This window comes from Actinokineospora alba, from assembly GCF_004362515.1.
Taxonomy (GTDB): Bacteria; Actinomycetota; Actinomycetes; order Mycobacteriales; family Pseudonocardiaceae; genus Actinokineospora; species Actinokineospora alba.
The window spans coordinates 800919-823637 of sequence record NZ_SNXU01000001.1; the positions used below are offsets into that span (position 1 = coordinate 800919).

Below are 22719 nucleotides of genomic sequence, written 5' to 3' on the forward strand. Positions count from 1 at the left end.
TCAGGCGGGAACCGGCTCGTCGGCCAGCTCGCGCAGGTGACGGACCTTGCTGAACCACAGCAACGCCGGAGCCAGCAAGGTCATTCCGCAGGCCACCAGGAGAGCGGTGCGGGTGTCAGTCAGCGACGCGAGGACACCGCCCGCGATCGCGCCGAGCGGAATGGCTCCCCAGGACACGAACCGCACGGTCGCGACGACCCGGGACAGCAGCTCCGGCGGGCTGGCGACCTGCCGGTGCGTACGGGCGCCGATGCTGAAGACCACCACGCCCATGCCGAAGCCGACGTTGGCCAGGGCGAACAGCGCCATCCCCCAGACCCCGGTGCCCAGCGGCATCAGCAGGGCCAGCAGGCCGCCGCCGAATGACGCGGCCATGATCGCCCGCGCGCTGCCCAACCGGTCGACCAACAGCGGCGCCAGGGCGGCACCGAGGAGACTTCCCGCGCCGTCCGCGGCGATGAGCAGACCGACCATCGCGGGTGAGGCGAGCAGGTCGCGGATCAGGTAGACCGGGATCAGCGCCATCAGGGCGCCGTTCGCCAAGTTGATCGACGTCGCGCCGAACATGCAGGTCCGCATGACGGGGTGGCCGATGACGAACCGCCAGCCCTCGCGGATCAGCGCGGCCATCCCGGGCCTGCCCTCCTCGCGTGGCGCGTCCGCCTTGGGGAGACCACGCAGCAGGACCGCCGAGGCCAGGAAGCTGACCGTGTCGATCAGCAGCGTCGGCACCGCGCCGAGCACCTGGATGACGAGACCGGCCAGGCTGGGCCCGCCGAGGCTGGTCGCGGAGTGCGTGCCGGAGACGAGGCTGTTGCGGGCGGTCAGCTCCTCGCGGCTGACGATCGAGGGCAGGAAGGTCACGTTGCCGACGTCGAAGAGCACGTTGGCCAGGCTGATCACCAGCGCGGTCACGACCAGGTGGGTCAGGGTCAGCCGGTCCAGCCACCACGCCACGGGAACCGAGCCGATCGCCACCGCCCTGATCAGGTCCATCGCCACCTGGGTCTCCCGCAGTGGCAGACGCTGGACGATCACCCCCGCGGGCAAGCCGATCACCAGCCACGCGAGGTAGGAGGCGGCGGTGACGAGACTGACCTCGAACGCGGATGCGCCGAGCGTCGTCACCGCGGCCAGCGGCAGGGCCACGGTCGTCACCGCCGTGCCCAGGTTGCTGATCGTCATGGCCGACCAATATCGCCAGAACACCGCCACCCCCAGTCAGTGAGTTTACATTCGGAACGCACTATAGTGGTGCCAGCATCCGCGAAGCGAGGAGCATGAAACACACCGAGCTGTCCGACGCCGACTGCGCGATCGCCCAGGCGCTCAGCGTGGTGGGCGACTGGTGGACGCTCCTCGTCGTGCGCGACATCGCGGGCGGCGTCACCCGGTTCGACGCCTTGCAGCGCGAGCTCGCGGTCAGCCGCAAAACGCTGACCGAGCGGCTCAAGTCGTTGGTGGAGCACGGAGTCGTCGAGCGGCGGCAGTACTCCCAGCACCCGCCGCGGTTCGAATACCTCCTGACCGACGCGGGCCGGGGACTGCTCCCGGTGTTGATCGCGTTGCAGGACTGGGGAACCCGGCACGTCACCGGCGACGGCTCGCTCACCGCGACCACCACGCCGACCTCGGCGGAGGCTGCTCGGGTGCACGGCCTGGTGGGCCGCAAGATCCCGGCGCTGACGCTGACTTCGGACCGCGGCGAGCCGGTGGAGCCCGTCGGCGGCCGCTGGACGGTCCTCTACTGCTTTCCCGGCGCGTTCGCCCCCGGCGGCCAGGGGTATCCGCCGGGGTGGGCCGACATTCCGGGCGCTGCCGGGTGCACCGTGGAGTCGACGACGTATCGCGACCGGTTCGCCGACTTCGATCGCCTCGGCGCCGTCGTCCACGGCGTGAGCACGCAGCGACCGGACCAGCTGCGCGCGTTCGCCGAGCACGTCGACCTGCCGTTCGCGCTGCTCTCGGACGAGAACCTGGCATTGGCGGCGGGGCTGCGACTGCCGACGTTCCGGGCGGCGGGGGTCGACCGGTTCAAGCGGGCGACGCTCATCGTCGACCCGGCCCGGACCGTGCGCGCGGTCCAGTTTCCGGTGGTCGACCCCGCGGCGTCGGTCGACGAGGCCCTTGCCCAGCTAACTTACTTCGAGTAAGTTACTCGAAAGTTAACAACTTCGGGAGGCATCGGTGAGGTCGTTCGCGGGCAAGGTCGCAGTGGTCACCGGCGCGGGCTCCGGCATCGGCCGCGCCCTCGTCGTCGCCCTGGTCGCCGAGGGCGCGAAGGTCGCCGCCTCCGACATCGACGTGGCCGGGCTGGCGGAGACGGCGACCCTGGCGGGCGGCGAGGTCCGCACGTACAAGCTCGACGTCGCCGACCGGGACGCCATCTACGCCCACGCCGAGCAGGTCGCCGCCGACTTCGGCAAGGTCGACCTGGTCATCAACAACGCGGGCGTGGCGCTGCAGGGCACCGTCGCGCAGATGTCCGACGAGGACATGCGCTGGATCATGGACGTCGACTTCTGGGGCGTCGCCCACGGTTCGCGCGCGTTCCTGCCGCACCTGGTCGCCTCGCGCGGGCACCTCGTCAACATCTCCAGCGTGTTCGGGCTGATCGGCGTGCCGACGCAGAGCGCGTACAACGCGGCGAAGTTCGCGGTCCGCGGCTTCACCGAGGCGCTGCGGCAGGAGATGCAGATCGAGGGGACCAAGGTCGGGGTGTCGTGCGTGCACCCGGGCGGCATCAAGACCAACATCGCCCGCAACGGGCGAGTGTCCAATCCGGACGACGCCGCCGCTTTCGTGAAGGCGCTGGACAAGGTCGCCATGACGTCGCCGGAGAGCGCGGCGCGCACGATCCTCAACGGCGTCAAGCGCGACAAGGCCCGCATCCTGATCGGCGCGGACGCCTACGCGATCGACGCGCTGCCGCGGATCTTCGGCTCGTTCTACCAGCCGCTCGTGCGGATCGCGTCGAGCCGGATGAACTCAGGCCGCTGACACGGTGACGGGAACGCCGTTGAGCACGGCGTTCCCGCTCACGTCGAGCACTGCGGGGTCGGTCAGGTCGTTGGCACTGGCCGCCGCGTAGCCGTGCGGGAGGCTGACGACGCCGGGCATGAGGTCCTCGGTGGCGGTGACCGCGACGGTGACTTCGCCTGCGGCGGAACGGATTTTGACTGTGTCGCCGTCGCTGAGGCTGCGCGCCTTGAGGTCGTCGGGGTGCATGAGCAGGTGGTTGCGCGCCTTGCCTTTGGTCAGGCGGGGGAGGTCGTTCATCCACGAGTTGTTGGCCCGAAGGTGGCGGCGTCCGATCAGCAGAAGACCTTGCGGCACGGGCATTGTCGCGACTTCACGGGCGGCGTCGGCGAGGAACTTCGGCGCGATCTCGATCTTCTCCAACCCGCGCGGGGTCAGCGGCCCGAGGTCCAGGCCGTGCGGGTGCTTCTTGAGCTTGTTGATGGATAGATGGTGCGATCCCGTTCGCAGCAACAGGTCCACGATCCGCGTCGGCGAGAGCCGCAGCAGCTGCGCCTTGAACCACTTGTCCCGGAACCGCTTCGCGTAGCGCAGGCCGAGTTCACGGAAGATCTCCCAGTCGTGTCGACTGGTCGCGGGCTTGGGAAACAGTGCCGGGGAGAACTTCGTGGTGTTGCGGACCGCGAGGGCGTGGAAGACCAGGTCGTAGTGGTCGCGTTCCAGGGCGGTCGTCGGCGGCAGGATCACGTCGGCGTGTTTGGTCGTCTCGTTGATCTTCGGGTCGATGGCGACCATGAAGTCGAGGGTGGCCAAGGCTTTGTCGAGTTTCCTGCCGTCCGGAGTGGACAGAACGGGGTTGCCCGCGGACACCACCATCGCCCGAATCCCGCCGATCTCCTCGGCGAGGGCGGCCACTGGCAACTCACCGGCGAACTCCGACAACCCTCTCACCGAGCTTCGCCACCGGTCCCGCCCGCCCGCGCTTGTGAGCCGCAGCAAGTCCACCGCGGGTTTGGTGAACATCGCACCGCCGGGCCGGTCGAGGTTGCCGGTGATGAGGTTGAGGACCTGGATCGCCCACTGGCACACCGCGCCATGGGCCTGGGTCGACACACCCGTGCGGCCGTAGGCGACCGCGGTGTCCGCCGCCTGGAAGTCCTGCGCCAGCTCGCGGATTCCCCGCACACCCGTGATGGATTCCGCCCACTCCACGGTGATCGGCTCGACGATGTCCCGCACCTCGTCGTAGCCCTCCACCTTCTCCAGGACGACCTTCACCATCGCCAGCAGCAGCGCGGCGTCGGTCCCCGGCCGAATGAAGTGGTGCTCGTCGGCGATCTTGGCGGTCTCGGTGCGCCGAGGGTCGACCACCACCATCCGCCCACCCCGCTCCCGCAACTCCGCCCGGCGACGGGCGAAGTCGGGGACGGTCATGATGCTTCCGTTGGACACCATCGGATTCGCGCCGATGACGAGGAAGAAGTCGGTGCGGTCGATGTCCGGGATGGGAATCAGGAACTGATGCCCGAACATCAGCGACGCGACCAGCTGGTGCGGCAACTGGTCGACGGAGGTGGCGGAGAACCGGTTGCGGGTGCGCAGCAAGGACAGGAACGTCGTCCCGTGGGTCAGCGCGCCAAGGCTGTGGACCGTCGGATTCCCGAGATAAACCCCGACCGCGTTCCGCCCGTGCTCGTCGCGGATGGCGGCCAGCCGGTCGACAACCAGGTCGAAGGCGTCATCCCAGGAGATCTCCTCCCACCCGCCGTCGGTCTTTCTGACCGGCGTCCGCAGCCGGTCCCCTTCGTGGATGTCTTGCAGAGCAACCCCTTTGGGGCAAATATGCCCCCGCGACAACGGATCCCGGGTATCACCCTTGATCGACAGCACCCGCCCGGAGTCCACTTGGAACTCCAGACCGCAGAGCGCCTCACAGAGCGTGCAACTGCCAAACCTGGTCTCCGCCACGCCCCCAGTCTCGCCCCCGAACCGACCCCCGTCCACCCACCTCTGGCACACCGCCAACAACCCCACACAGAAGCGCAAACCCACACGCCACCCACCTGCACAAACCCCACCCGCCCTGGGGGCCTGCCCTGAGCCAGTCTATCGGCGATGCCTGACATTCGGGTCGAAGTGGATCATGCCTGTGGACAACCCCTCCCGCATCCGGCTTCGCGGTGCGGCTCCCGCAGACCTCAGCCCATGCTCTTCTGACCGTCGAGGGCCTCCCGAATGATGTCCGCGTGCCCGGCGTGCTGCGACGTCTCCGCGATGATGTGCAACAACACCCGCCGCGCCGACCACTTGGCACCCGGCTCGAACCACGGGGCCTCCGGCAGCGGGTGGGCGGCATCAAGGTCGGGCAGTGAGGCGACGAGTTCGTCGGTCTTGCGGGCGACCTCCTGGTACCGGGCCACCTGACCATCGAGGGTCTCCCCCTCCACCAACCGGTGTCCGTTCGCCCAGTCCTCGCCCCCACCGGCCATCGCGATCGGCCCGTCGACGATGAACCGCGCCCAGCTCTCCTCGACGTCGGCGACGTGCTTGATCAGCCCACCGAGCGTCAGCTCACTGACCGTGGTGCGCTGCTTGGCCTGCTCCTCGGTGAGGTTCTGCACGGTGAAGAGCAGGAAACCCCGGTGCTTGGCCAGGGTCTGCAGCAGGTCCGCGCGCTCGCCGGTGAGGATGGGGGTGATCTGAGCGGTGGTCATCTCGTTGCCTCTCTTCGTTTGCCTGTTACTGGAAACGATAGGAGGTCTTCCGGACAGCTTCGGTCCTAAAGAGCAGGAGAATCCGGAAATAGTCACTACCTGGAAGGCGACCCCCTAGCCCCTGAGAGCCGCGCCGTCCTGGCTTGGATATGCGTCAGCCCCGGCCCGAAGATCCTGGGCCGGGGCTGACGAAGTTTGCTTCTCTTAGCCCTTGAGCAGCTGTCGAGCCATCACCATGCGCTGGATCTGGTTGGTGCCCTCATAGATCTGCGTGATCTTCGCGTCGCGCATCATGCGTTCGACCGGGAAGTCGCGGGTGTAGCCCGCGCCGCCGAACAGCTGGACCGCGTCCGTCGTGACCGACATGGCGGTGTCCGAGGCGAAAGTCTTCGCGGCGCTCGAGGCGAAAGACGCGTCCGGCTCGCCGCGTTCGACCTTGGCCGCGGCGGCGTAGACCAGGTGACGGGAGGCCTCGATCTTCATGGCCATGTCGGCGATCATGAACTGGACGCCCTGGAATTCGGCGATGGCCTTGCCGAACTGCTTGCGGTCACGCACGTAGGCGATCGACGCGTCCAGTGCGCCCTGGGCGATGCCGAGAGCCTGGGCGCCGATGGAGTGCCGCGTGTGGTCCAGGGTCTTGAACGCCAGCTTGAGGCCCTGACCCGGGTCGCCGATGATGCGGTTCTCCGGGATCGTGCAGTCCTCGAAGTAGATCTCGCGGGTGGGCGAGCCCTTGATGCCGAGCTTGCGCTCCTTCGGCCCCACGACGAAGCCCGGGTCGTCCTTGTGGACCATGAACGCGGAGATGCCGTTGGCCGGACGGTCGGCGTTCGGGTCGGTCACGGCCATGACCGTGTACCAGCTGGACTCGCCCGCGTTGGTGATCCAGCACTTCGTGCCGTTGAGGACCCAGTGGTCGCCGTCGAGCCTGCCGCGGGTGCGCATCGACGCGGTGTCCGAGCCCGCCTCGCGCTCCGAGAGGGCGTAGGAGGCCATCTCACCGGCGGCGATCGACGGGAGAACGATCTTCTTGAGCTCCTCGGACCCACCGAGGATCAGGTTCATCGTGCCCAGCTTGTTGACCGCGGGAATCAGCGACGAGGACGCGCACACGCGGGCGACTTCCTCGATGACGATGTTCGTCGCGACCGAGTCCGCGCCCTGGCCGTCGTAGGCCTCGGGGATGTGCGGGGCGGCGAAGCCCGCCTTGGTCAGCGCCTTCTGCGCCTCGATCGGGTACCGCTCGTTCTCGTCGACCTCGGCCGCGTGCGGCGCGATCTCCTTCTCCGCCAGGTCGCGCACAGCTTCGCGCAGCGCGTTGTGCTCGTCGCCGAGCTGGTAGAGACCGAAGCCCGCGTCCACGTCTTACCTCCAGGAAATGGTTGAGTCCACGAACGATGTTAGTACGCGTTTACTTGGATGTCCTTGTGTCTTGCCGCACCGCTTCCCAACAAAGTTACCACCGGGTAACTTGACCCCTATGACAAGTCTGCTGTTCAACCCCTCGGACTATGACCCGCGACACTTCGACGCGGAGACCCGCAGGCTGCTGCGCGCGACTATCGACTGGTTCGAGCAGCGCGGCAAGCGGACGCTCGTCGAGAAGTTCCACGCGAAGGAGTTCCACGCGGACTTCCTGGAGTTCGCCGCCAAGGAGAACCTCTTCGCGACCCTGCTGACCCCGGCGGCCGACGCCAAAGGCGACCCGGACAAGCGCTGGGACACCGCCCGGGTGGCGGCGCTGTCGGAGATCCTCGGCTTCTACGGGCTGTCCTACTGGTACCCGTGGCAGGTGACCATCCTCGGCCTCGGCCCGGTCTGGCAGAGCGCGAACCCGGCCGCCCGCGAGCGCGCCGCGAAGCTGCTCGCCGACGGCGGGGTGTGCGCGTTCGGTCTGTCCGAGAAGGACCACGGCGCCGACATCTACGCCACCGACATGGTCCTCACCCCGGACGGCCAGGGCGGCTACCGCGCCACCGGCGGCAAGTACTACATCGGCAACGGGAACGTCGCGGGCGTCGTCTCGGTGTTCGGCCGGATCGACGGTGTCGACGGGCCTGACGGGTACGTCTTCTTCGTCGCCGACAGCAGGCACGAGAACTACCACCTGGTGAAGAACGTCGTGCCGTCGCAGATCTTCGTCTCCGAGTTCCGTCTAGAGGACTACCCGGTGACCGCCGACGACATCCTGCACACCGGCCCGGCCGCGTTCGACGCCGCGCTGAACACGGTCAACGTCGGCAAGTTCAACCTGTGCTTCGGCGGCATCGGCATCGCCGAGCACGCCTTCTACGAGGCCATCACACACGCGCACAACCGGATCCTCTACGGCAACCCGGTGACCGACTTCCCGCACGTCAGGGCCCAGTTCGTCGACGCGTACGCGCGCCTGGTCGCCTCGAAGCTCTTCTGCGACCGCGCGGTCGACTACTTCCGCTCGGCGAACCCGGACGACCGCCGCTACCTGCTGTTCAACCCGGTCACGAAGATGAAGGCGACGACCGAGGCGGAGAAGATCATCGCGCTGCTGACCGAGGTGGTCGCGGCGAAGAGCTTCGAGGCCGACACGTATCTGACGGTCGCCGCGACCGACATCCGCGGTCTGCCGAAGCTCGAGGGCACCGTCGCGGTGAACCTGGCGCTGATCTTGAAGTTCATGCCGAACTACCTGTTCGCGCCCACCGAGTACCCGCCGGTCCCGACCCGCCACGACGCCGCGGACGACGAGTTCCTGTTCCGCCAGGGGCCGGCCCGCGGCCTGGGCAAGGTCCAGTTCCACGACTGGCGCGAGGCGTACCGCACGTTCGTGCACGTGCCCAACGTCGAGCGGTTCGCCCTGCAGGCCGAGGGCCTCGCCGAGCTGCTGATGACCGCGCCGCCGTCGGCCGAGCAGCAGCAGGACCTGGACTTCCTGCTGACCCTGGGCGAGCTGTTCACGCTGGTCGTCTACGGGCAGCTGATCCTGGAGCAGGCCGAGCTGACCGGGGTTGACCCGCTGGTGCTCGACCAGATCTTCGACACCTTCGTGCGCGACTTCTCCGGCTACGCGGTCGCCCTGCACGGCAAGCCGTCGACGACGCTGCCGCAGCAGCAGTGGGCGGTCGGCCAGATCCGCAAGCCGGTCGTCGACGCGGAGCGCTTCGCGCACGTGTGGTCGCAGGTGGAGAACCTGTCCGGCGCCTACGAGATGCGGCCGTAGCGGACGTGCCGACGCGGCCTTGCACACCCCCAGGCGCGCAAGGCCGCGGTGGCCCCGTCGATCAGCCTCGCTGACGTCGACGGTGGATTGAGGCGGTGACATGGCGTGCCCTCCGGGCACGCGACTCGGGCGCTTTTGTGGTCACCGCGCCCGAGTGTGGGCGAAGGTGCCTTCACCGATACGGCCAAGTACTGCGGGCTTGGCGCCGCGGACGGTGAACTTGATCGAAGTGCGGCCGGTCTCCCGCTTCGTCGCGCTGTCCACGCAGCGAAGGTCCACTGTGTACTGGCCGGGCGGCACGTCGCGAACCGTGCCCGCGTACTTGATGAAGATGTGTTCGTCGCTGTGGCCGACGATCTGGTCCTTGACGATGTCCATTGCGGACGAGGTCAGGTAGGTGCCGCCGTCACACCCCGTGCGGAGGGTGATCTTGGATCCGGGCTTGCCCGTGGCGGTGTCCACCGACAGCGTCGGCTCGGACTGCGCGACGGCGGTCAGCGGGGTGAGCGTGATGGCGGCGCAGGCGAGCAGGACCGAGATGGCGGTGCGGAACATGGCTGTCTTCCAATCGAGGTGTGTGTGCGGACCGCCGATTCGGCGTCTTGGTGATTCGCCAAGGTCACGCTCACACCGGTTTCCCGGTTGCCCTCGATTTCACAAGTTGCTCCGTGCGGGGGCTTTCGCCGCCGCACGGACAACCTCCGCGCCACCCGCGCGTCTTAGGACCTCTTAGAGCGACGCGCGCAGGGCGGCGTCCTTCTCGAGCACCAGCTTCTCCAGGTCCGACTGGAACGTCGCGATCCGCTGCTGCAGCGCCGGGTCGGCCGCCGCGAGGATGCGCACGGCCAGCAGGCCCGCGTTGCGCGCGCCCGCGACCGACATCGTCGCCACCGGGATGCCCGCGGGCATCTGCACGATGGAGAGCAGCGAGTCCATCCCGTCGAGGTACTTCAGCGGCACCGGCACGCCGATGACCGGCAGGACCGTCGCGGAGGCGACCATGCCCGGCAGGTGGGCCGCGCCGCCCGCGCCGGCGATGATGGTGCGCAGGCCGCGCTCGGCGGCGGAGTTGGCGTAGTCGAGCATGCGCTGCGGGGTGCGGTGCGCGGAGATCACGCTGACCTCATAGGGCACGTCGAACTCGGCGAGCGCCTCGGCGGCGAGCTTCATCACCGGCCAGTCCGAGTCGCTGCCCATGATGACGCCGACCAAGGGGGTGGAAGACACATTCACTCCTAGTGGATCTCGTACCCGTCAAGCCATTCGCCGTGCGAGAGCCAGTGGGCAGCCAGGTTCGCGCGCGTGCGCACGTCCGCCATGGACTCGCCGAGCATGGTCACGTGGCCGATCTTGCGACCCGGACGCTCCTGCTTGCCGTAGTAGTGCACGTGGGCGTCGCGGTATCGCGCGAAGAGGTGGTGCAGGCGTTCATCGGCGCCCATGGCCGGGGCCTCCGGCGCACCGAGGACGTTGACCATGACGACGGCGGGCGCGAGGGGGTCGGTGTCGCCAAGGGGGTAGTCGAGGACGGCGCGCAGGTGCTGCTCGAACTGCGAGGTCCGGGCGCCCTCGATGGTCCAGTGGCCCGAGTTGTGCGGGCGCATCGCGAGCTCGTTGACGACGATGCCCGCTTCGGTCTCGAACAGCTCGACCGCCAGCACGCCGACCACGTCGAGCTCGGTGGCGACCCGCAGCGCGAGGTCCTGCGCGGCGATCGCGTCGGCCTCGGCCAGTTCGGGGGCGGGGGCGAGCACCTCGACGCAGATGCCGTCGACCTGGACGGTCTCGACCAGCGGCCAGCAGGCGCCTTGGCCGAACGGCGAGCGGGCGACCAGCGCGGCCAACTCGCGGCGCAGCACGACCCGCTCCTCGACCAGCAGCGGCGTGCCCGCGGCGAGCAGGTCGGGGACCAGCGCGGCGGCGTCGGCGTCGGAGTCGAGCATCCACACGCCGCGGCCGTCGTAGCCGCCGCGGGCGGCCTTGAGGACGCAGGGGGTGCCGAACTTGACCACGTCCTCGACCGAGGTGACCTCGGCGAACGCGGGGATCGGCAGGCCCAGCTCGGCGAGCTTGTGCCGCATGACGAGCTTGTCCTGCGCGTGCACGAGCGCGTCCGGGCCGGGTCGCACGGTGACGCCGTCGGCGATCAGCGCGCGCAGGTGCTCGGTGGGCACGTGCTCGTGGTCGAAGGTGAGCACGTCACAGCCCTGGGCGAAGGACCGCAGGGCGTCGAGGTCGGTGTGGTGGCCCAGCGTGACGTTGGGGGACACCAGGGGCGCGGGCTCGTCCGCGGAGACCGCGAGGACGTGCAGCGACTGGCCGAGCGCTACGGCCGCCTGATGGGTCATGCGGGCCAGCTGTCCGCCGCCCACCATCCCGACAACGGGGAAACCGGTACGTGAGTCCACGACCGAGAACCCTAATGCCGAACTTGTCTGATCAGCACAATCGCCCCCGCCACGAGCGGGACCAGCAGGTAGGCGCTGCCGACGACGTACTCCAGCGGGGTCCAGTCGAACTCGACCGCCTTGCCGTTGCGCATGGCGAGCAGCACGCAGCTGGCGAAGACCAGCACGACCGAGCCGACCCCCGCCGCCTCCCGCCAGGTGGGGGCGCGGTCGGGCAGTCGCGACAGCAGGAACACGACGAGCGGCACGACCCACACCCAGTGGTGCGACCACGAGACCGGGCTCACGAGCAGCCCGAGGAACGCGGTCACCAGCAGCGCGGGCAGCGCCCGGTTCTGCGAGTGCAGCCTGCGGACCCACACCAGGCAGGGGATGGCCAGCAGCGCGCCGATCGGCAGCGCCACCCGCAGCGTCCAGTCGGCGTTGTCGGTCAGCCGCAGCAGCAGACCGTTGACCGACTGGTTGCCCGCCCAGTAGATCGGCCCGATCCGCTGCGGGTCGCGCACGGCGTGGCCCCAGAACTGGAAGACGTCGTGCGGGACGAGGACGAACATCAAGCCCTGCAACACGAAGAAGGTCACGACCGCGCGGACGGCGTCGGCTTTGCGGCCGATCGCGATCAGGTGCGGCACGAAGATCAGCGGGGTCAGCTTGATCGCCGCCGCGACCCCGATCAGGATTCCGCCGAACCGGGTGCTCTTGGCGCCCACGAGCAGGACGTCGACCACGACGAGCGCCATCAGGACGAGGTTGATCTGGCCGAGGAACACCGTGCGCCACACGGGTTCGATGCCCAGCAGCACGATCCCGAGCACGGCGGTGGTCCGGGCCGGGTCCATCCACTGTGGACGGTTGGGCAGCGCTTCGACGGAGAGTTTGATCACCCACGCCATCCCCATGATCGACACCGCGCCCAGCAGCCCCCAGGCGACCTGGGTGGGCACCAGCGCGAGCGGCACGAACATCAGCGTCGCGGTCGGCGGGTAGGTGAACGGCAACCGCGCCCAGGAGGGCTCGTCGCTGAGGAAGGGCAGGTCATAGAGCGCTTCGCCGTGCAACAGGGCGACGGCCCCGGACCGGTAGACCGCGTTGTCGACGCCGAGATGCCAGCCGAGCAGCCACCCGACGACGCCGGCGACCACACACACGATGGGGAAGATCGACACCGCTGCGGCTGATCGCGGCCGGACATCCAAGGCAGAGGCGGTCACGGGCGAGAGCAAATCATGGAGCCGATCAAGCCCCGCACACCGCATGGACCAGTGGTCGTCCCGGTCACACCACCCAACCCCATCCACCATCCCCCGCGAGCCGCCCCTCCCAGCAAGCGAACGGCCCCTCCCCGCAAGTGAGTGCCCCTCCGGCCAAGCGAGCCACCCTCCCCGGCAAGCGAGTGCCCCCTCCCGGCAAGTGAGTGCCCCCTCCGGGCAAGCGAGTCGCCCTCCCGGGCAAGTGAGTGCCCCCTCCGGGCAAGTGAGTGCCCCCTCCGGGCAAGTGAGTGCCCCCTCCGGGCAAGTGAGTGCCCCCTCCGGGCAAGTGAGTGCCCCCTCCGGGCAAGTGAGTGCCCCCTCCGGGCAAGTGAGTTCGACAGTCGCGGCGGGAGCCTCCATCCACGCGACACCAGGCCGCGTCCGCGCACCGCCGCGCCCCCGCACCGGAGTGCGGTGCGCGCGTCCAATGCCGGTGACGAAGGCCGCGCGATAGGGCAGCACCGCCCGCCCGAGCCCCGATGCATCGAGTCAGAACCGTGCGGCCCGCCGCGAATGTCGAACTCACTTGCCCGGAGGGGCCACTCGCTTGCCCGGAGGGGCCACTCGCTTGCCCGGAGGGGCGACTCGTTTGCTGGGAGGGGCGACTCGCGGGGTCAGGCGCGGCGGACGGTGTGGACGAGGGTTTGGGCGGCTTCCTCGGCGCACGGGAGGCGTTCGGCGCGGATTTCGGCGCGGCGGGCGCTGCGGAGGTCCGGGTCGACGGCCAGGCGGTCGGCGATCTGCGTGCGGGCCTCGAAGGTCCGCTTGGGCAGCGCGGCATCGCGTTCGGCGAGGACCACGGCGACCGACGGGCCGATCACGGCCAGGGTCTCGCCGCCGTCGAAGACCGAGCGGAGGACGTCGCCGACCAGGATCATCGCCATCAGCCGGGGCCAGCCCACGACCTCCGTCAGGTCCAGGGTGACCACGAGCAGCACGTACCGGTCGGCCGGGTGGAAGCCCTTGCGCCTGCCCAGCCGGTACAGCTCACCCAGCCGCACCCGCAGGTACTCCTCGGTGGCCAGCCCGGTCAGCGACTCGCCCGCCTCGACGCCGCGCAGGTCGCCGAGGGTGGCGTCGGCCCACGCGACCGCCACGGCCCGCAGCAGCCTGCTGGGGGTCGCGTCCGGGTCGGGGGCGATCAGGCCCCCGACGTCAGCCGGGTTGGCCACCACGGCGTGCAGGGCGGCCAGGTCGGTGAGGGTCTCCTCGAGACCCGCCCCGGAACGCGCCCGGGCCCGGCCCAGCTCGGCGAGGGCGCTCACGACCTCCGCTTCGGTCACGACACTCGCGCAGACCTCGTCCACCTCGGGCACTCCCCAGTCGTTCGGGAACCGCCAGCCCGCGGCGAGGCTGGCCGTGCGCCAGCGCGCCCGCAGGACCCTGAGCTGGCGGTCCGTACCGTCCGCGTCGCCACGGTGCCACCGTGAACCCGCTTCTCGTACAGCCACGCTGAGAGTCCCTTCTTCGGTGGTCCACGAAAGAAACGCCACCGACAGCGTTCCGTGACGCCATTCCGGCGAATCCAGTGGCCCTCCCCCGTGTGAGTGAGGAGGTGACGGTTCCCTACTCATCCGTCACACTTGGTCGCGATGCTGTTTGCGCGCAGTGCGATTTAGGGAGGACCGTGTCGACCGTCCCGGCTGAACTCGACGGCCCGAGCGATGCCGAACTGATCGATTCGGTCCGTACCGGGACCGTGTCGGCCTACGGATCGCTCTATGAGCGGCACGTCGGCGCCGCGCGCAACCTCGCCCGTCAGCTGACCCGGTCGCCCGCCGAGGCCGACGACCTCGTCTCCGAGGCGTTCGCCAAGGTCCTCGACACGCTGCGCCAGGGCCGCGGGCCGGACTCGGCCTTCCGCGCCTACCTGCTGACCGCGCTGCGCCACACCGCCTACGACAAGACCCGCCGCGACAAGAAGGTCGAGCTGTCCGACGACGTCAGCCAGGTCAGCGGGGTCAACCCGGACGCGGTGAGCGTCCCGTTCACCGACACCGCGGTCGCGGGCCTCGAACGCAGCCTCGCCGCGCGGGCGTTCGCGATGCTGCCCGAGCGCTGGCAGGCCGTGCTGTGGCACACCGAGATCGAAGGCCAGTCGCCCGCCCAGGTCGCCCCGCTGCTCGGGCTCAGCGCCAACGGCGTGTCCGCGCTCGCCTACCGCGCCCGCGAGGGCCTGCGCCAGGCCTACCTGCAGGTCCACCTGGCCGAGACCACCGCCGACCGCTGCCGCTCGACCGCCGACCGGCTCGGCTCCTGGGTGCGCGGCGGGCTGTCCAAGCGGGAGACCGCGCAGGTCGAGACCCACCTCGACGAGTGCGAGCGCTGCCGCACCCTGGCCGCCGAACTGTCCGACATCAACACCGGCCTGCGCGTCAGCGTCGCCCCGCTCGTGCTGGGTCTGGGCGCCACGGCCGGCTACCTGGCCGCCGCGAAAGCCGCCGCCGGGACCGCTGTCCTCGCCACCGCCGGTGTCGCCACCGCGAGCGCGGGCGCCGGGGCCGCGGGGGCCGCCGCGAGCGCGCCCCGGCAGTTCCTCGGCGTCGCCGCCTCCGGGGTGGCGCTGGCCGCCGCCGTCGCTGTCGGCCTTGCGTCCTCGCCTTCAGGGCAGCAGATCCCCGCGGCCGCGCCCGCGCCCACCACCCAGGCGCCGAAGCCCGCTCCCCCCGCGCCGCCCGCGACCCAGGCGCCCGCCCCGCCCGCTCAGGTCCCGCCTGCCGCACCGATCCCGGAGCGGGTGCCCGAGCAGGCGGTGCCGCCGCCCGAGCCGACACCGACGGCGACCCCGGCCCCGGCCGACCTGTCCGCCGAGGGGCCCGCGCAGGCGCTCTCCCTCGTCCCCGGCGGCGACCCGGCCGACCTGCCGATCACCGTGCGCAACACCGGCGGCAGCGTCTCGAAGCCGATCAGCGCGACGCTGAACCTGCCGCCTGGGGTCCGCGCGATCTCGGGCCCGAGCAAGCTGACCCACAACGCCCTGCTGCGCTTCGACGCGCCGCGGCAGTCCACCCAGCGCAGCGACTCCGTGCGCTGCCCGGGCGGCACCGGGTCGGTCACCTGTGGGACCGCCGAGGGCCTCAACCCGGGCGACTCGGTCACGCTGCTGTTCCGCCTGGTCGCCGATTCCGGCGCCAGCGGCGGGCAGATCACCGGCACGGTGAGCGCCGGGCAGCAGCTCACCGTCTCCGTCTCCGTGCCGGTAGTGGTGCAGGAACCCGCGACCACCGACGGCGTCGACGTGCGCGCCAACGCGACGGCCGACGGCTGGTTCTCCCTGCTGTGGCCGTGGGAGCGTGAAGTGCTGCTCAAGGTCCGGGTGGTCAACACCGGCACGAGCACGAAGGCGGTCTCGCTCGGCGTGGACGAGGGCGGACACCTGATCACCTCGACCCGGCCGGTCCAGTGCGCGGAGACGCCGTCGCAGCTGGACTGCGCGACCGAGCCGCTGGCGCCGAACCAGGGCGTCAACGTGGTGTTCCGGCTCGGCCGCGGCCACGACCACCCGCACGACGGCAAGGCGCGCCGGATCACCGTCACCGCCGTCCTGGGCACGGCGACCGACCAGGACACCGTCCGGGTCCCCTGGAGCCACGGCCCGGGTTGGCCCGGCCACAACTCGGCCACGGTGACCAACACCAAGCCGACGACCGACGCCGTCGAGCCGACGAAGCACCACGTGCCGACCAAGACCACGAGTCCCAAGCCCGCGCCGACGCCGCCCGTGGTGGTGGTCCCGACACCCACGCCGGAGCCCCCGCCGTCGACCGAGCCCGGCGGCATGCCGACCCCCATCTGCACCGGCGGCGACCACAAGCCGAAGCGCTGGGACGTGCCCTGCCCGAGCTGACCTGGCCTGGACCGCCGGGACCGCGCCGCGCGAGGCTCCGTAGACTGCTGGGGTGACCGTCGTCGAGTCCGTGCTGGCCCGCGTCCCGGGGCCACTGCGCAAGGTGCTGATCAAGCACCGCGAGATGCTCAAGTTCGCGATTGTCGGCGGCACGACGTTCGTCATCGACAACGCGATCTGGTACGTCCTGAAGTTCACGGTGCTCGAGGACAAGCCGATCACCGCCAAGGCGATCGCGGTGATCGTGGCGACGATCGTGTCCTACATCCTCAACCGCGAGTGGTCGTTCCGCACCCGAGGCGGCCGGGAGACCCACCACGAGGCCGCGCTGTTCTTCCTGATCAGCGGCGGTGGCGTGGCGATCAATCTGATCCCGCCGTACATCTCGCGCTATGTGCTCGACCTGGAGACCCCGCACGTCAGCCTGCTCGTGCAGGAGATCGCCGACTTCGCCAGCGGATCGATCCTCGGCATGCTGCTCGCGATGTTCTTCCGGTTCTGGGGCTTCCGGAAGTGGGTCTTCCCCGACGAGTTGGGCGCACGCGCGGGCACCCGCGTCTACGACGAGGACGAGCCCGACACCGAGCCCGAAGAAGCCCTAGGGCACTCGTGAGTTAGCGCGGGGCCCCGTCCGTCGACCAGCGGACACCCCGCACGTCGCCCGCCTTCGGGACGGGCAGGAACACCGTGAACGTCGCCGGGCGCGCGGTGGACAGCTCCAGCCTGCCGCCGTCGGAGTCGACCAGCGCCCGGGCGAGCGCCAGCCCCAACCCGGTGGAGCCCGCCCCGGACACGCCGCGGTCGAAGATGTGCGGTGCCAGTTCCTGCGGCACCCCCGCGCCCGCGTCCGTCACCTCCACCACGACCGTGTCCGCGCGGGTGTGGTCGCCGTTGCGGGCCGACAGGGTCACCGTGCCGCCGCCGTGGCGCAGCGCGTTGTCGAGCAGCACGCCGATCGCCTCGCGCAGCCGGGCGGGGGTGGCCTTGGCGAGCAGGCCCGCGGGCAGCCGCAGCCGCAGCGACCGACCCTCGGAGCGCAGCGGGCCGCGCCACTCGTCGGCGATGGCGGCGAGCTCGGTGGACAGGTCGATCGGCTCGGCGTCGACCGCGCGGGCCTCACGGGCGGCGGCGAGCAGTTCGTCGAGGACGTCGGCGAGGCGTTCGGCCTGCTCCAGGGCCGCCCCGGCCTCGGCGGAGGTCTCCGCGTCCGGGGCCGCGGCCAGGGCCTCGAGCCGCAGCTGCAGCGCGGTGAGCCTGCTGCGGAGCTGGTGGGAAACGTCGCTGACCAGGTCGCGTTCCCGCTGCACGAGCAGGGCGAGCGCGGTGGCCGAGGCGTCGAGGGCCTCCGCGACCAGGTCGAGTTCCTGCAGGTCGTAGCGGGTCGGGTCGAGCCGGAAGTCGCCCGCGCCGAGCCGGGTGGCGCGCTGCGCGACGTGCCGCAGCGGCCGGGCCAGCCTGCGGGCCGTCGCGGTCGCGACCACCGTGCCGATGGCCACGGTGAGCGCCACGACCAACGCCACGAGGACGGCCACCTGGGTCTGCCTGGTCCGCATCGGCCCGGCGTCGACCGAGAGCCGGACCTGGCCCTGCCCGACGATCGGGACGACCTCGGAGACGATGTCCGCGGGCAGCGTCGGCCCCAGCGTCCACTCCCCCTCACCGGGCAGCACCACCGTCAGCCTGCCGTTGGCGGGCACGGCGAGCTGGACCGCGGTCAGGTCGATCCCGCGGCCGTGGGCGATCTCGTCGTCCAGGGTGGCCGCGATCTGCTGGGCGCGACCGGCGAGGTCCTCCCTGGTCAGCGACTCGACGATCTGCAGTGCCGTGTAGCCGAGCGGGATGCCGAGGACGAACGCGGTGACCAGGACGGCGATGAGGATGGCGCGAAGGATCCGGCGGCGCATGGCTATTCGGCGTTGAACCGGAAGCCGACGCCGCGCACGGTCGCGATCCGCCGCTCCGTCGGGCCGGGGCCGCCCTCGCCGAGCTTTCGGCGCAGCCAGGACATGTGCATGTCGAGCGTCTTGCTGCTCTTGAGCTCGGGGTCGCTCCACACCTCGGTGAGGATCTCGTCGCGGGTGACGACCTTGCCCGCGCGCTGGATCAGCACCCGCAGCAGCTCGAACTCCTTGTTGGCCAGCGTGATCTCCACCCCGTCCACGGTGACCACGCGGGCGGCGAGGTCCATCCGCACCCCGTTGACGTCGATCGCGCCCGGCGCCTGGCGGCGCAGCAGCGCGCGGATCCGGGCGAGCAGCTCGGCCAGCCGGAACGGCTTGGCGACGTAGTCGTCGGCGCCCGCGTCGAGCCCGACGACGAAGTCGACCTCGTCGGCGCGGGCCGTCAGCATCAGCACGGGGATGCTCCGGCCTGCGGCGCGCAGCCTGCGGCACACCTCCAGGCCGTCGATTCCGGGCAGCCCCAAGTCGAGAACGAGCAGGTCGGGGTGCCTGGTGGAGGCCACCTCGAGCGCTCGGTGTCCGTCGCCCACCACCTCGACCTCGTAGCCCTCCCGGTGCAGTGCCCGGGAAAGCGGGTCGGCGATGGAGGCATCGTCCTCGGCCAGCAGCACCACGCTCACGGGGCTCAGCGTAGGCGTGACACGATCGCGCCTGTGTCAAGCGACCTCACCTTCGCCCTGCGGCTGGCCGACGCGGCCGACGCGATCACCCGTTCGCGCTTCCGGGCCACCGATCTGGTGGTCGAGCGCAAGCCCGACCGGACGCCCGTCACCGACGCCGACACCGCCGTCGAGGACGCGGTGCGCGGGTTGCTCGCGGAGGAGTTCCCGACCGACACCGTCGCGGGCGAGGAACGCGGCGGCACTGTCGGCGCGGGCCGGGCGTGGGTGCTCGACCCGATCGACGGCACCAAGAACTTCCTTCGCGGCGTGCCCGTGTGGGCGACCCTGATCGCGCTGGTGGAGGACGGTTCACCGACCGTCGGTGTGGTCAGCGCGCCCGCGCTGGGCAGGCGCTGGTGGGCGGCGCGCGGCGAGGGCGCCTGGATGTCGACCGACGGGGTCCAGCGGCGGATCGGTGTGTCCGGTGTGCGCGACCTGGAGGACGCCTACCTGTCGACCACGGACCTGGGTTCCTGGGTGCGCTACCACTCGCGGGAGCGCTACCTCGCGCTCGTCGACGCCTGCTGGGAGAGCCGCGCGTTCGGCGACTTCTACCAGCACTGCCTGGTCGCGGAGGGCGCGCTCGACGTCGCCGCCGAGGCCATCGTCAACCCGTGGGACGTCGCGCCGCTGCAGGTGCTGGTCGAGGAGGCGGGCGGCCGGTTCACCGACCTGGACGGCGTCCCGACGTTCGACGGCGGGTCAGCCCTGTCGACGAACGGCTTCGTCCACGACGCCGCGCTCGCCCTGCTCAAGCACGCCGACCACCCCGCGCACGACCTGTGACCAGGTGAGCCTGCCGAACAGGTAGTGGCAGGCGACGGTCTCGCTGGTGAAGCGGGCCCAGTCGTAGCGGTTGCCCTGCTCGCGCCAGAACACCTCCCACCCGTCGCCGTCGCTGTCGCGCAGCAGGCACCAGGTGTTGTCGGCTTCGACGCCGATCGAGACGATCCCGTTCGGGATGCCGACAGCGCGCAGCAGTTCGGTGATCGACTCGGCGTTCACTGTTTGTCTCCGTGGGTCGTGTCGGCCAGGTAGCCGAGGGCGAGCAGGTCCGCGGCCGACTGGGTCGCGCGATACCGCTCCCCGCCGCCCAACTGCCCGAACCAGGGCGCCGAGACCGAGCGCCAGACCGGGATCGGGCGCAGGACGCGGTAGCGGCGGTAGCCGGCTTCGAGGTGCGCGGGCGGGAGCGACCGGGCGCCGAACCTGGTGGCGGCGGCGGAGAAGACCCGGCCTTCGGGGGTGCCGAAGCGGTCGAGCTCGGTGCCCTCGGCGAGGACTTCGGGTTCGCCCTCGGCGCTGCCGCCTTCGGGGTAGAGCTCACCGGGCGGCCACGCGTACTCGACGGGGTGGGTGTCGCGGACGAGGAAGCGCCGGTCCCAGTCCCGCTCGTGCTCGCCGCCGAGCGGGTCGTACCCCTCGGTCAGCGCGGCGGGGGCGGGCGTGCCGTCGGATGGCGTCACCGGTGCGCGGGTGGTGATGTCGATCAGGGCGGACTCGGGGTGGTCGTCGGCCTCGAACCGCAGACCCGCCGCGTAGTCCAGTTCGGCGTCAGGCGCCGGGAGCTGGCGTACGGGGTGGCTCGTGGCCTTGGGGAGGTGGCCGATGGGGAACATGTGGACCAGGAACAGGGCAAGCGAGCCGGTCGAGACCGGCGGCTCGTGATCATGCTGGTCGGGCGCGGGCAGCTCGACGGCGGCGACGAACCCGGCGGGCCGCGATCCACCGGGCTGCTGGGTCGAGGGGCTCGCCCCCTGCCGTGCCTGGGCGTCCTGCGATCCCGCATGCGGGGGCGGGTGACCGGTGCTGGTCCCGGGAGCGCCCGCCGACGGCGGCTGGTTCGGGTATCCGGCACCCGTACCGGGAGCGCCCGCAGGCGGCTGCTGGGCCGGGTGACCGGCGCCGAGCCGAGACTGGATGTCCTGAGCGCCACCCGGCTGACCGGGCTGGCCCGACCCCAGCCGCGACTGGGCGTCGTGCCCGCCGGGTGCGCCGGTCTGTAGCTGCTGGGCCAGGTTCCGCGACTGGGCATCCTGGTGGTTGCCGGGTTGCTGCGCGGCGGCCTGACCGCCGGGCGGCTGCCGGTTCGCCTGCTGGGCTCCCGGCGCTCCGCCCATGGGCGGGCTGCCCGCGGGCTGGCCCGCGCCGTACTGGCCTAGGCCGAGCATTCCGCCGAAGCCTGCCGCTTCCTCCGCCTGCCTGCCCGATCCCTCCTGCCGGACAGGCATTCCCGGGCCCGCACCCGGCCTGCCACGCTGGTCGGGAACGGGCACCGCGGCGCTCTCCCGGCCCGGTCCGGACTGCGGCTGACGACCGCCACCCGCCGCTGAACCGACACCACCGACCGCACCACCACCGAGCACACCGCCGCCTACCGGCCCACCGCCAAGTCCACCCGCGGGCGCGCCGGGGCCCGCGGGCGCGGCGCCCGGAAGCCCCACTCCGGGCGCGTTCGGGGCCGCCGGTTGACCGGGCAGTGGCTGCGCGGCGGGTGACTGGGCCGGGGCGTCGAGGACGGCGGCGGAGGCGGCTTGCACCGAATCGTTGGCGACCGCGGGGAAACCTGTCGCCGGGGTAGGGGCGTCGGCGAGTGCGTCCATCGGGAGACGGATCGGGCCGGTGCCCGCGTTGGCGTCGCCGCCGTAGAAGTCGACCACGTTCGCCGGGTCCGCGGTCTCGGCAACGGCGTTGGTCGCGCCGTCCGCCGCCTGCATGAGGCCGGGGGCCACCCCCTTGGCTGTCTCCGCGACTCCATGGGTCGCGTCCGCGACGGTGTCGGTCACGCTGCCCACGGTCTGGCTCACGCCACCGACGGCAGTGTTCGCCACACCGGCGACCGCCTCAGTCACCCCGCCAACGGTCTGGCTCACACCACCGACCGCCGTGTCCGCCACGCCGGCGACCGTCCCAGTCACCCCGCTTGTCACCCCGACCGCCGTCTGCGCCAGCCCGTCCACCGCGCCACCAGCGGTCCCGACGACACCCGCCGTCAGACCCGTGGCGCTCTGGGCGACACCGCCCACCGTCTCCGTGAGACCCGCCGTCGCGTTCGTGGCCGTGTCGACCAAAGCGCCGGTGGTGCCGAGGACCGTCTGCCCGAGGCCGTCCACGACCCCGCCGAGCAGCGACCCGCCCTGTGCGCCCGGGTTCGCGTTCACCACGTCCCGCACGGCCGACACGTCCTGCCCAGAGGCCGGCTGCACCGCGCTGATCAGGGTGTCCGTGATGGCGGCGACGTTGACCGCCGTCCCCCGGATCGCCGTGTCCAAGCCGAGCAGCGCGGTCGGGTTCCCGGCCGCGGCGGCCTGGTTCGCGGCGTCGCTGTTCTTGGCCAGGGCCACCAGGTCGCGGACGATCTCGACCTTCGCCGCGCCCACCTGTTCGGCGGCGTGGTCGAGCCGGTCGGCCGCGCCCAGGCAGTCGCGGGCGGTGGCGGTCAGGTAGCCGGTGTCGGGTGCCACGAACCGGGTCCAGTGGTTCGCCGCGGCCGTTCCGGTCTCGCCTTCGACCGCCGACAGCGTCGTTCGGGCCACCGTGTCGGCGTCGCCGGTGAGGGTGGACATCTGGGTGCCCGCGTCGCGCCAGGCCTGGGCGGCCTCGCGCATGGCGTCCTCGTCGGCCTGCGGCCAGGTGACGCCCGCGGCCGTGGCGACGGCGGCGAGTTCGGGGGGCAGTTCGATTCCCACGCGTCCC

19 protein-coding genes are annotated in these 22719 nt (G+C 71.1%); 6 read left to right on the top strand and 13 right to left on the bottom strand.

Annotated elements, in window-relative coordinates:
- Complete coding sequence (locus tag C8E96_RS03655; RefSeq protein ID WP_324187056.1) at positions 1 to 1215, bottom strand: MFS transporter; 1215 nt, start codon at positions 1213 to 1215, stop codon at positions 1 to 3.
- 65 nt (positions 1216 to 1280) lie between these two features.
- On the opposite strand from C8E96_RS03655, the gene C8E96_RS03660 reads away from it, so the two are divergent.
- Both C8E96_RS03660 and C8E96_RS03665 read left to right on the top strand, forming a co-directional pair.
- On the top strand, positions 1281 to 2153 hold the full coding sequence (locus tag C8E96_RS03660) for a winged helix-turn-helix transcriptional regulator (protein WP_091381529.1): 873 nt from the start codon (positions 1281 to 1283) through the stop codon (positions 2151 to 2153).
- Positions 2154 to 2187: 34 nt separating this feature from the next.
- Entirely contained in the window at positions 2188 to 3000 is an 813-nt protein-coding gene (locus C8E96_RS03665) for an SDR family NAD(P)-dependent oxidoreductase (protein ID WP_091381527.1), read from the top strand.
- On the opposite strand, the gene C8E96_RS03670 is transcribed toward C8E96_RS03665, so the two are convergent.
- The 3 genes from C8E96_RS03670 to C8E96_RS03680 form a co-directional block, all read right to left on the bottom strand.
- Positions 2989 to 4947: a molybdopterin-dependent oxidoreductase gene (locus tag C8E96_RS03670; protein ID WP_091381526.1), complete on the bottom strand. Its 1959-nt coding sequence runs from the start codon at positions 4945 to 4947 to the stop codon at positions 2989 to 2991. The two genes, C8E96_RS03665 and C8E96_RS03670, sit on opposite strands and share 12 nt — an antisense overlap.
- 230 nt (positions 4948 to 5177) lie before the next feature.
- Positions 5178 to 5693 carry a DinB family protein gene (locus tag C8E96_RS03675; RefSeq protein ID WP_091381524.1) on the bottom strand — a complete coding sequence of 172 codons (516 nt, stop codon included), beginning with the start codon at positions 5691 to 5693 and terminating at the stop codon, positions 5178 to 5180.
- Positions 5694 to 5897: 204 nt separating this feature from the next.
- Positions 5898 to 7058 (bottom strand): acyl-CoA dehydrogenase family protein, encoded by a 1161-nt coding sequence (locus C8E96_RS03680; protein ID WP_091381522.1) that lies wholly within the window; start codon positions 7056 to 7058, stop codon positions 5898 to 5900.
- A 118-nt stretch (positions 7059 to 7176) separates the two neighbouring features.
- On the opposite strand from C8E96_RS03680, the gene C8E96_RS03685 reads away from it, so the two are divergent.
- Complete coding sequence (locus C8E96_RS03685; RefSeq protein WP_091381521.1) at positions 7177 to 8895, top strand: acyl-CoA dehydrogenase family protein; 1719 nt, start codon at positions 7177 to 7179, stop codon at positions 8893 to 8895.
- A 141-nt stretch (positions 8896 to 9036) separates the two neighbouring features.
- Here the strand turns inward: C8E96_RS03685 and C8E96_RS03690 are convergent, their stop codons facing one another.
- The 5 genes from C8E96_RS03690 to C8E96_RS03710 all read right to left on the bottom strand — a co-directional run bounded on the left by C8E96_RS03690 (position 9037) and on the right by C8E96_RS03710 (position 14004).
- Positions 9037 to 9450, bottom strand: a complete 414-nt coding sequence (locus C8E96_RS03690) for a hypothetical protein (protein ID WP_091381519.1) — start codon at positions 9448 to 9450, stop codon at positions 9037 to 9039.
- A 174-nt stretch (positions 9451 to 9624) separates the two neighbouring features.
- The gene (purE, locus tag C8E96_RS03695; protein ID WP_091381994.1) at positions 9625 to 10092 is read right to left on the bottom strand and encodes a 5-(carboxyamino)imidazole ribonucleotide mutase; all 468 of its coding nucleotides are present in this window, start codon (positions 10090 to 10092) and stop codon (positions 9625 to 9627) included.
- 38 nt (positions 10093 to 10130) lie between these two features.
- A complete protein-coding gene (locus tag C8E96_RS03700; RefSeq protein ID WP_091381518.1) occupies positions 10131 to 11303 on the bottom strand; it encodes a 5-(carboxyamino)imidazole ribonucleotide synthase in 1173 nt (390 codons plus the stop codon).
- Positions 11304 to 11314: 11 nt separating this feature from the next.
- Entirely contained in the window at positions 11315 to 12514 is a 1200-nt protein-coding gene (locus C8E96_RS03705; protein ID WP_091381516.1) for a glycosyltransferase 87 family protein, read from the bottom strand.
- Between the two features lie 653 nt (positions 12515 to 13167).
- Complete coding sequence (locus C8E96_RS03710; protein WP_091381514.1) at positions 13168 to 14004, bottom strand: GGDEF domain-containing protein; 837 nt, start codon at positions 14002 to 14004, stop codon at positions 13168 to 13170.
- Between the two features lie 176 nt (positions 14005 to 14180).
- Here C8E96_RS03710 and C8E96_RS03715 point away from each other — a divergent pair, with 176 nt between their 5' ends.
- Positions 14181 to 16400, top strand: a complete 2220-nt coding sequence (locus C8E96_RS03715; protein WP_091381511.1) for a sigma-70 family RNA polymerase sigma factor — start codon at positions 14181 to 14183, stop codon at positions 16398 to 16400.
- Between the two features lie 52 nt (positions 16401 to 16452).
- On the top strand, positions 16453 to 17013 hold the full coding sequence (locus tag C8E96_RS03720; protein WP_091381509.1) for a GtrA family protein: 561 nt from the start codon (positions 16453 to 16455) through the stop codon (positions 17011 to 17013).
- A gap of 1 nt (position 17014) precedes the next feature.
- On the opposite strand, the gene C8E96_RS03725 is transcribed toward C8E96_RS03720, so the two are convergent.
- Both C8E96_RS03725 and C8E96_RS03730 read right to left on the bottom strand, forming a co-directional pair.
- Positions 17015 to 18304: a sensor histidine kinase gene (locus tag C8E96_RS03725; RefSeq protein ID WP_091381507.1), complete on the bottom strand. Its 1290-nt coding sequence runs from the start codon at positions 18302 to 18304 to the stop codon at positions 17015 to 17017.
- A gap of 2 nt (positions 18305 to 18306) precedes the next feature.
- Entirely contained in the window at positions 18307 to 18981 is a 675-nt protein-coding gene (locus C8E96_RS03730; RefSeq protein WP_091381992.1) for a response regulator transcription factor, read from the bottom strand.
- 33 nt (positions 18982 to 19014) lie between these two features.
- Between C8E96_RS03730 and hisN the strand changes: the two genes are divergently transcribed.
- Positions 19015 to 19809 carry a histidinol-phosphatase gene (gene hisN / locus C8E96_RS03735; RefSeq protein WP_407642600.1) on the top strand — a complete coding sequence of 265 codons (795 nt, stop codon included), beginning with the start codon at positions 19015 to 19017 and terminating at the stop codon, positions 19807 to 19809.
- Here the strand turns inward: hisN and C8E96_RS03740 are convergent.
- On the bottom strand, positions 19726 to 20028 hold the full coding sequence (locus C8E96_RS03740) for a hypothetical protein (RefSeq protein ID WP_091381504.1): 303 nt from the start codon (positions 20026 to 20028) through the stop codon (positions 19726 to 19728). The genes hisN and C8E96_RS03740 overlap by 84 nt on opposite strands.
- On the bottom strand, positions 20025 to 22712 hold the full coding sequence (locus C8E96_RS33830) for a glycohydrolase toxin TNT-related protein (protein ID WP_228770164.1): 2688 nt from the start codon (positions 22710 to 22712) through the stop codon (positions 20025 to 20027). Before C8E96_RS33830 ends, C8E96_RS03740 begins: the two co-directional genes overlap by 4 nt.
- Between the last annotated feature and the right edge of the window lie 7 nt (positions 22713 to 22719).

What these genes read in the sequence shown, in the direction of transcription:
- C8E96_RS03685 (WP_091381521.1), top strand. Translation starts at nt 7,177, where the DNA reads ATGACAAGTCTGCTGTTCAACCCCTCGGACTATGACCCGCGACACTTC.
- C8E96_RS03725 (WP_091381507.1), bottom strand. Translation starts at nt 18,304, where the DNA reads ATGCGCCGCCGGATCCTTCGCGCCATCCTCATCGCCGTCCTGGTCACC.
- C8E96_RS03690 (WP_091381519.1), bottom strand. Translation starts at nt 9,450, where the DNA reads ATGTTCCGCACCGCCATCTCGGTCCTGCTCGCCTGCGCCGCCATCACG.
- C8E96_RS03660 (WP_091381529.1), top strand. Translation starts at nt 1,281, where the DNA reads ATGAAACACACCGAGCTGTCCGACGCCGACTGCGCGATCGCCCAGGCG.
- C8E96_RS03675 (WP_091381524.1), bottom strand. Translation starts at nt 5,693, where the DNA reads ATGACCACCGCTCAGATCACCCCCATCCTCACCGGCGAGCGCGCGGAC.
- purE (WP_091381994.1), bottom strand. Translation starts at nt 10,092, where the DNA reads ATGGGCAGCGACTCGGACTGGCCGGTGATGAAGCTCGCCGCCGAGGCG.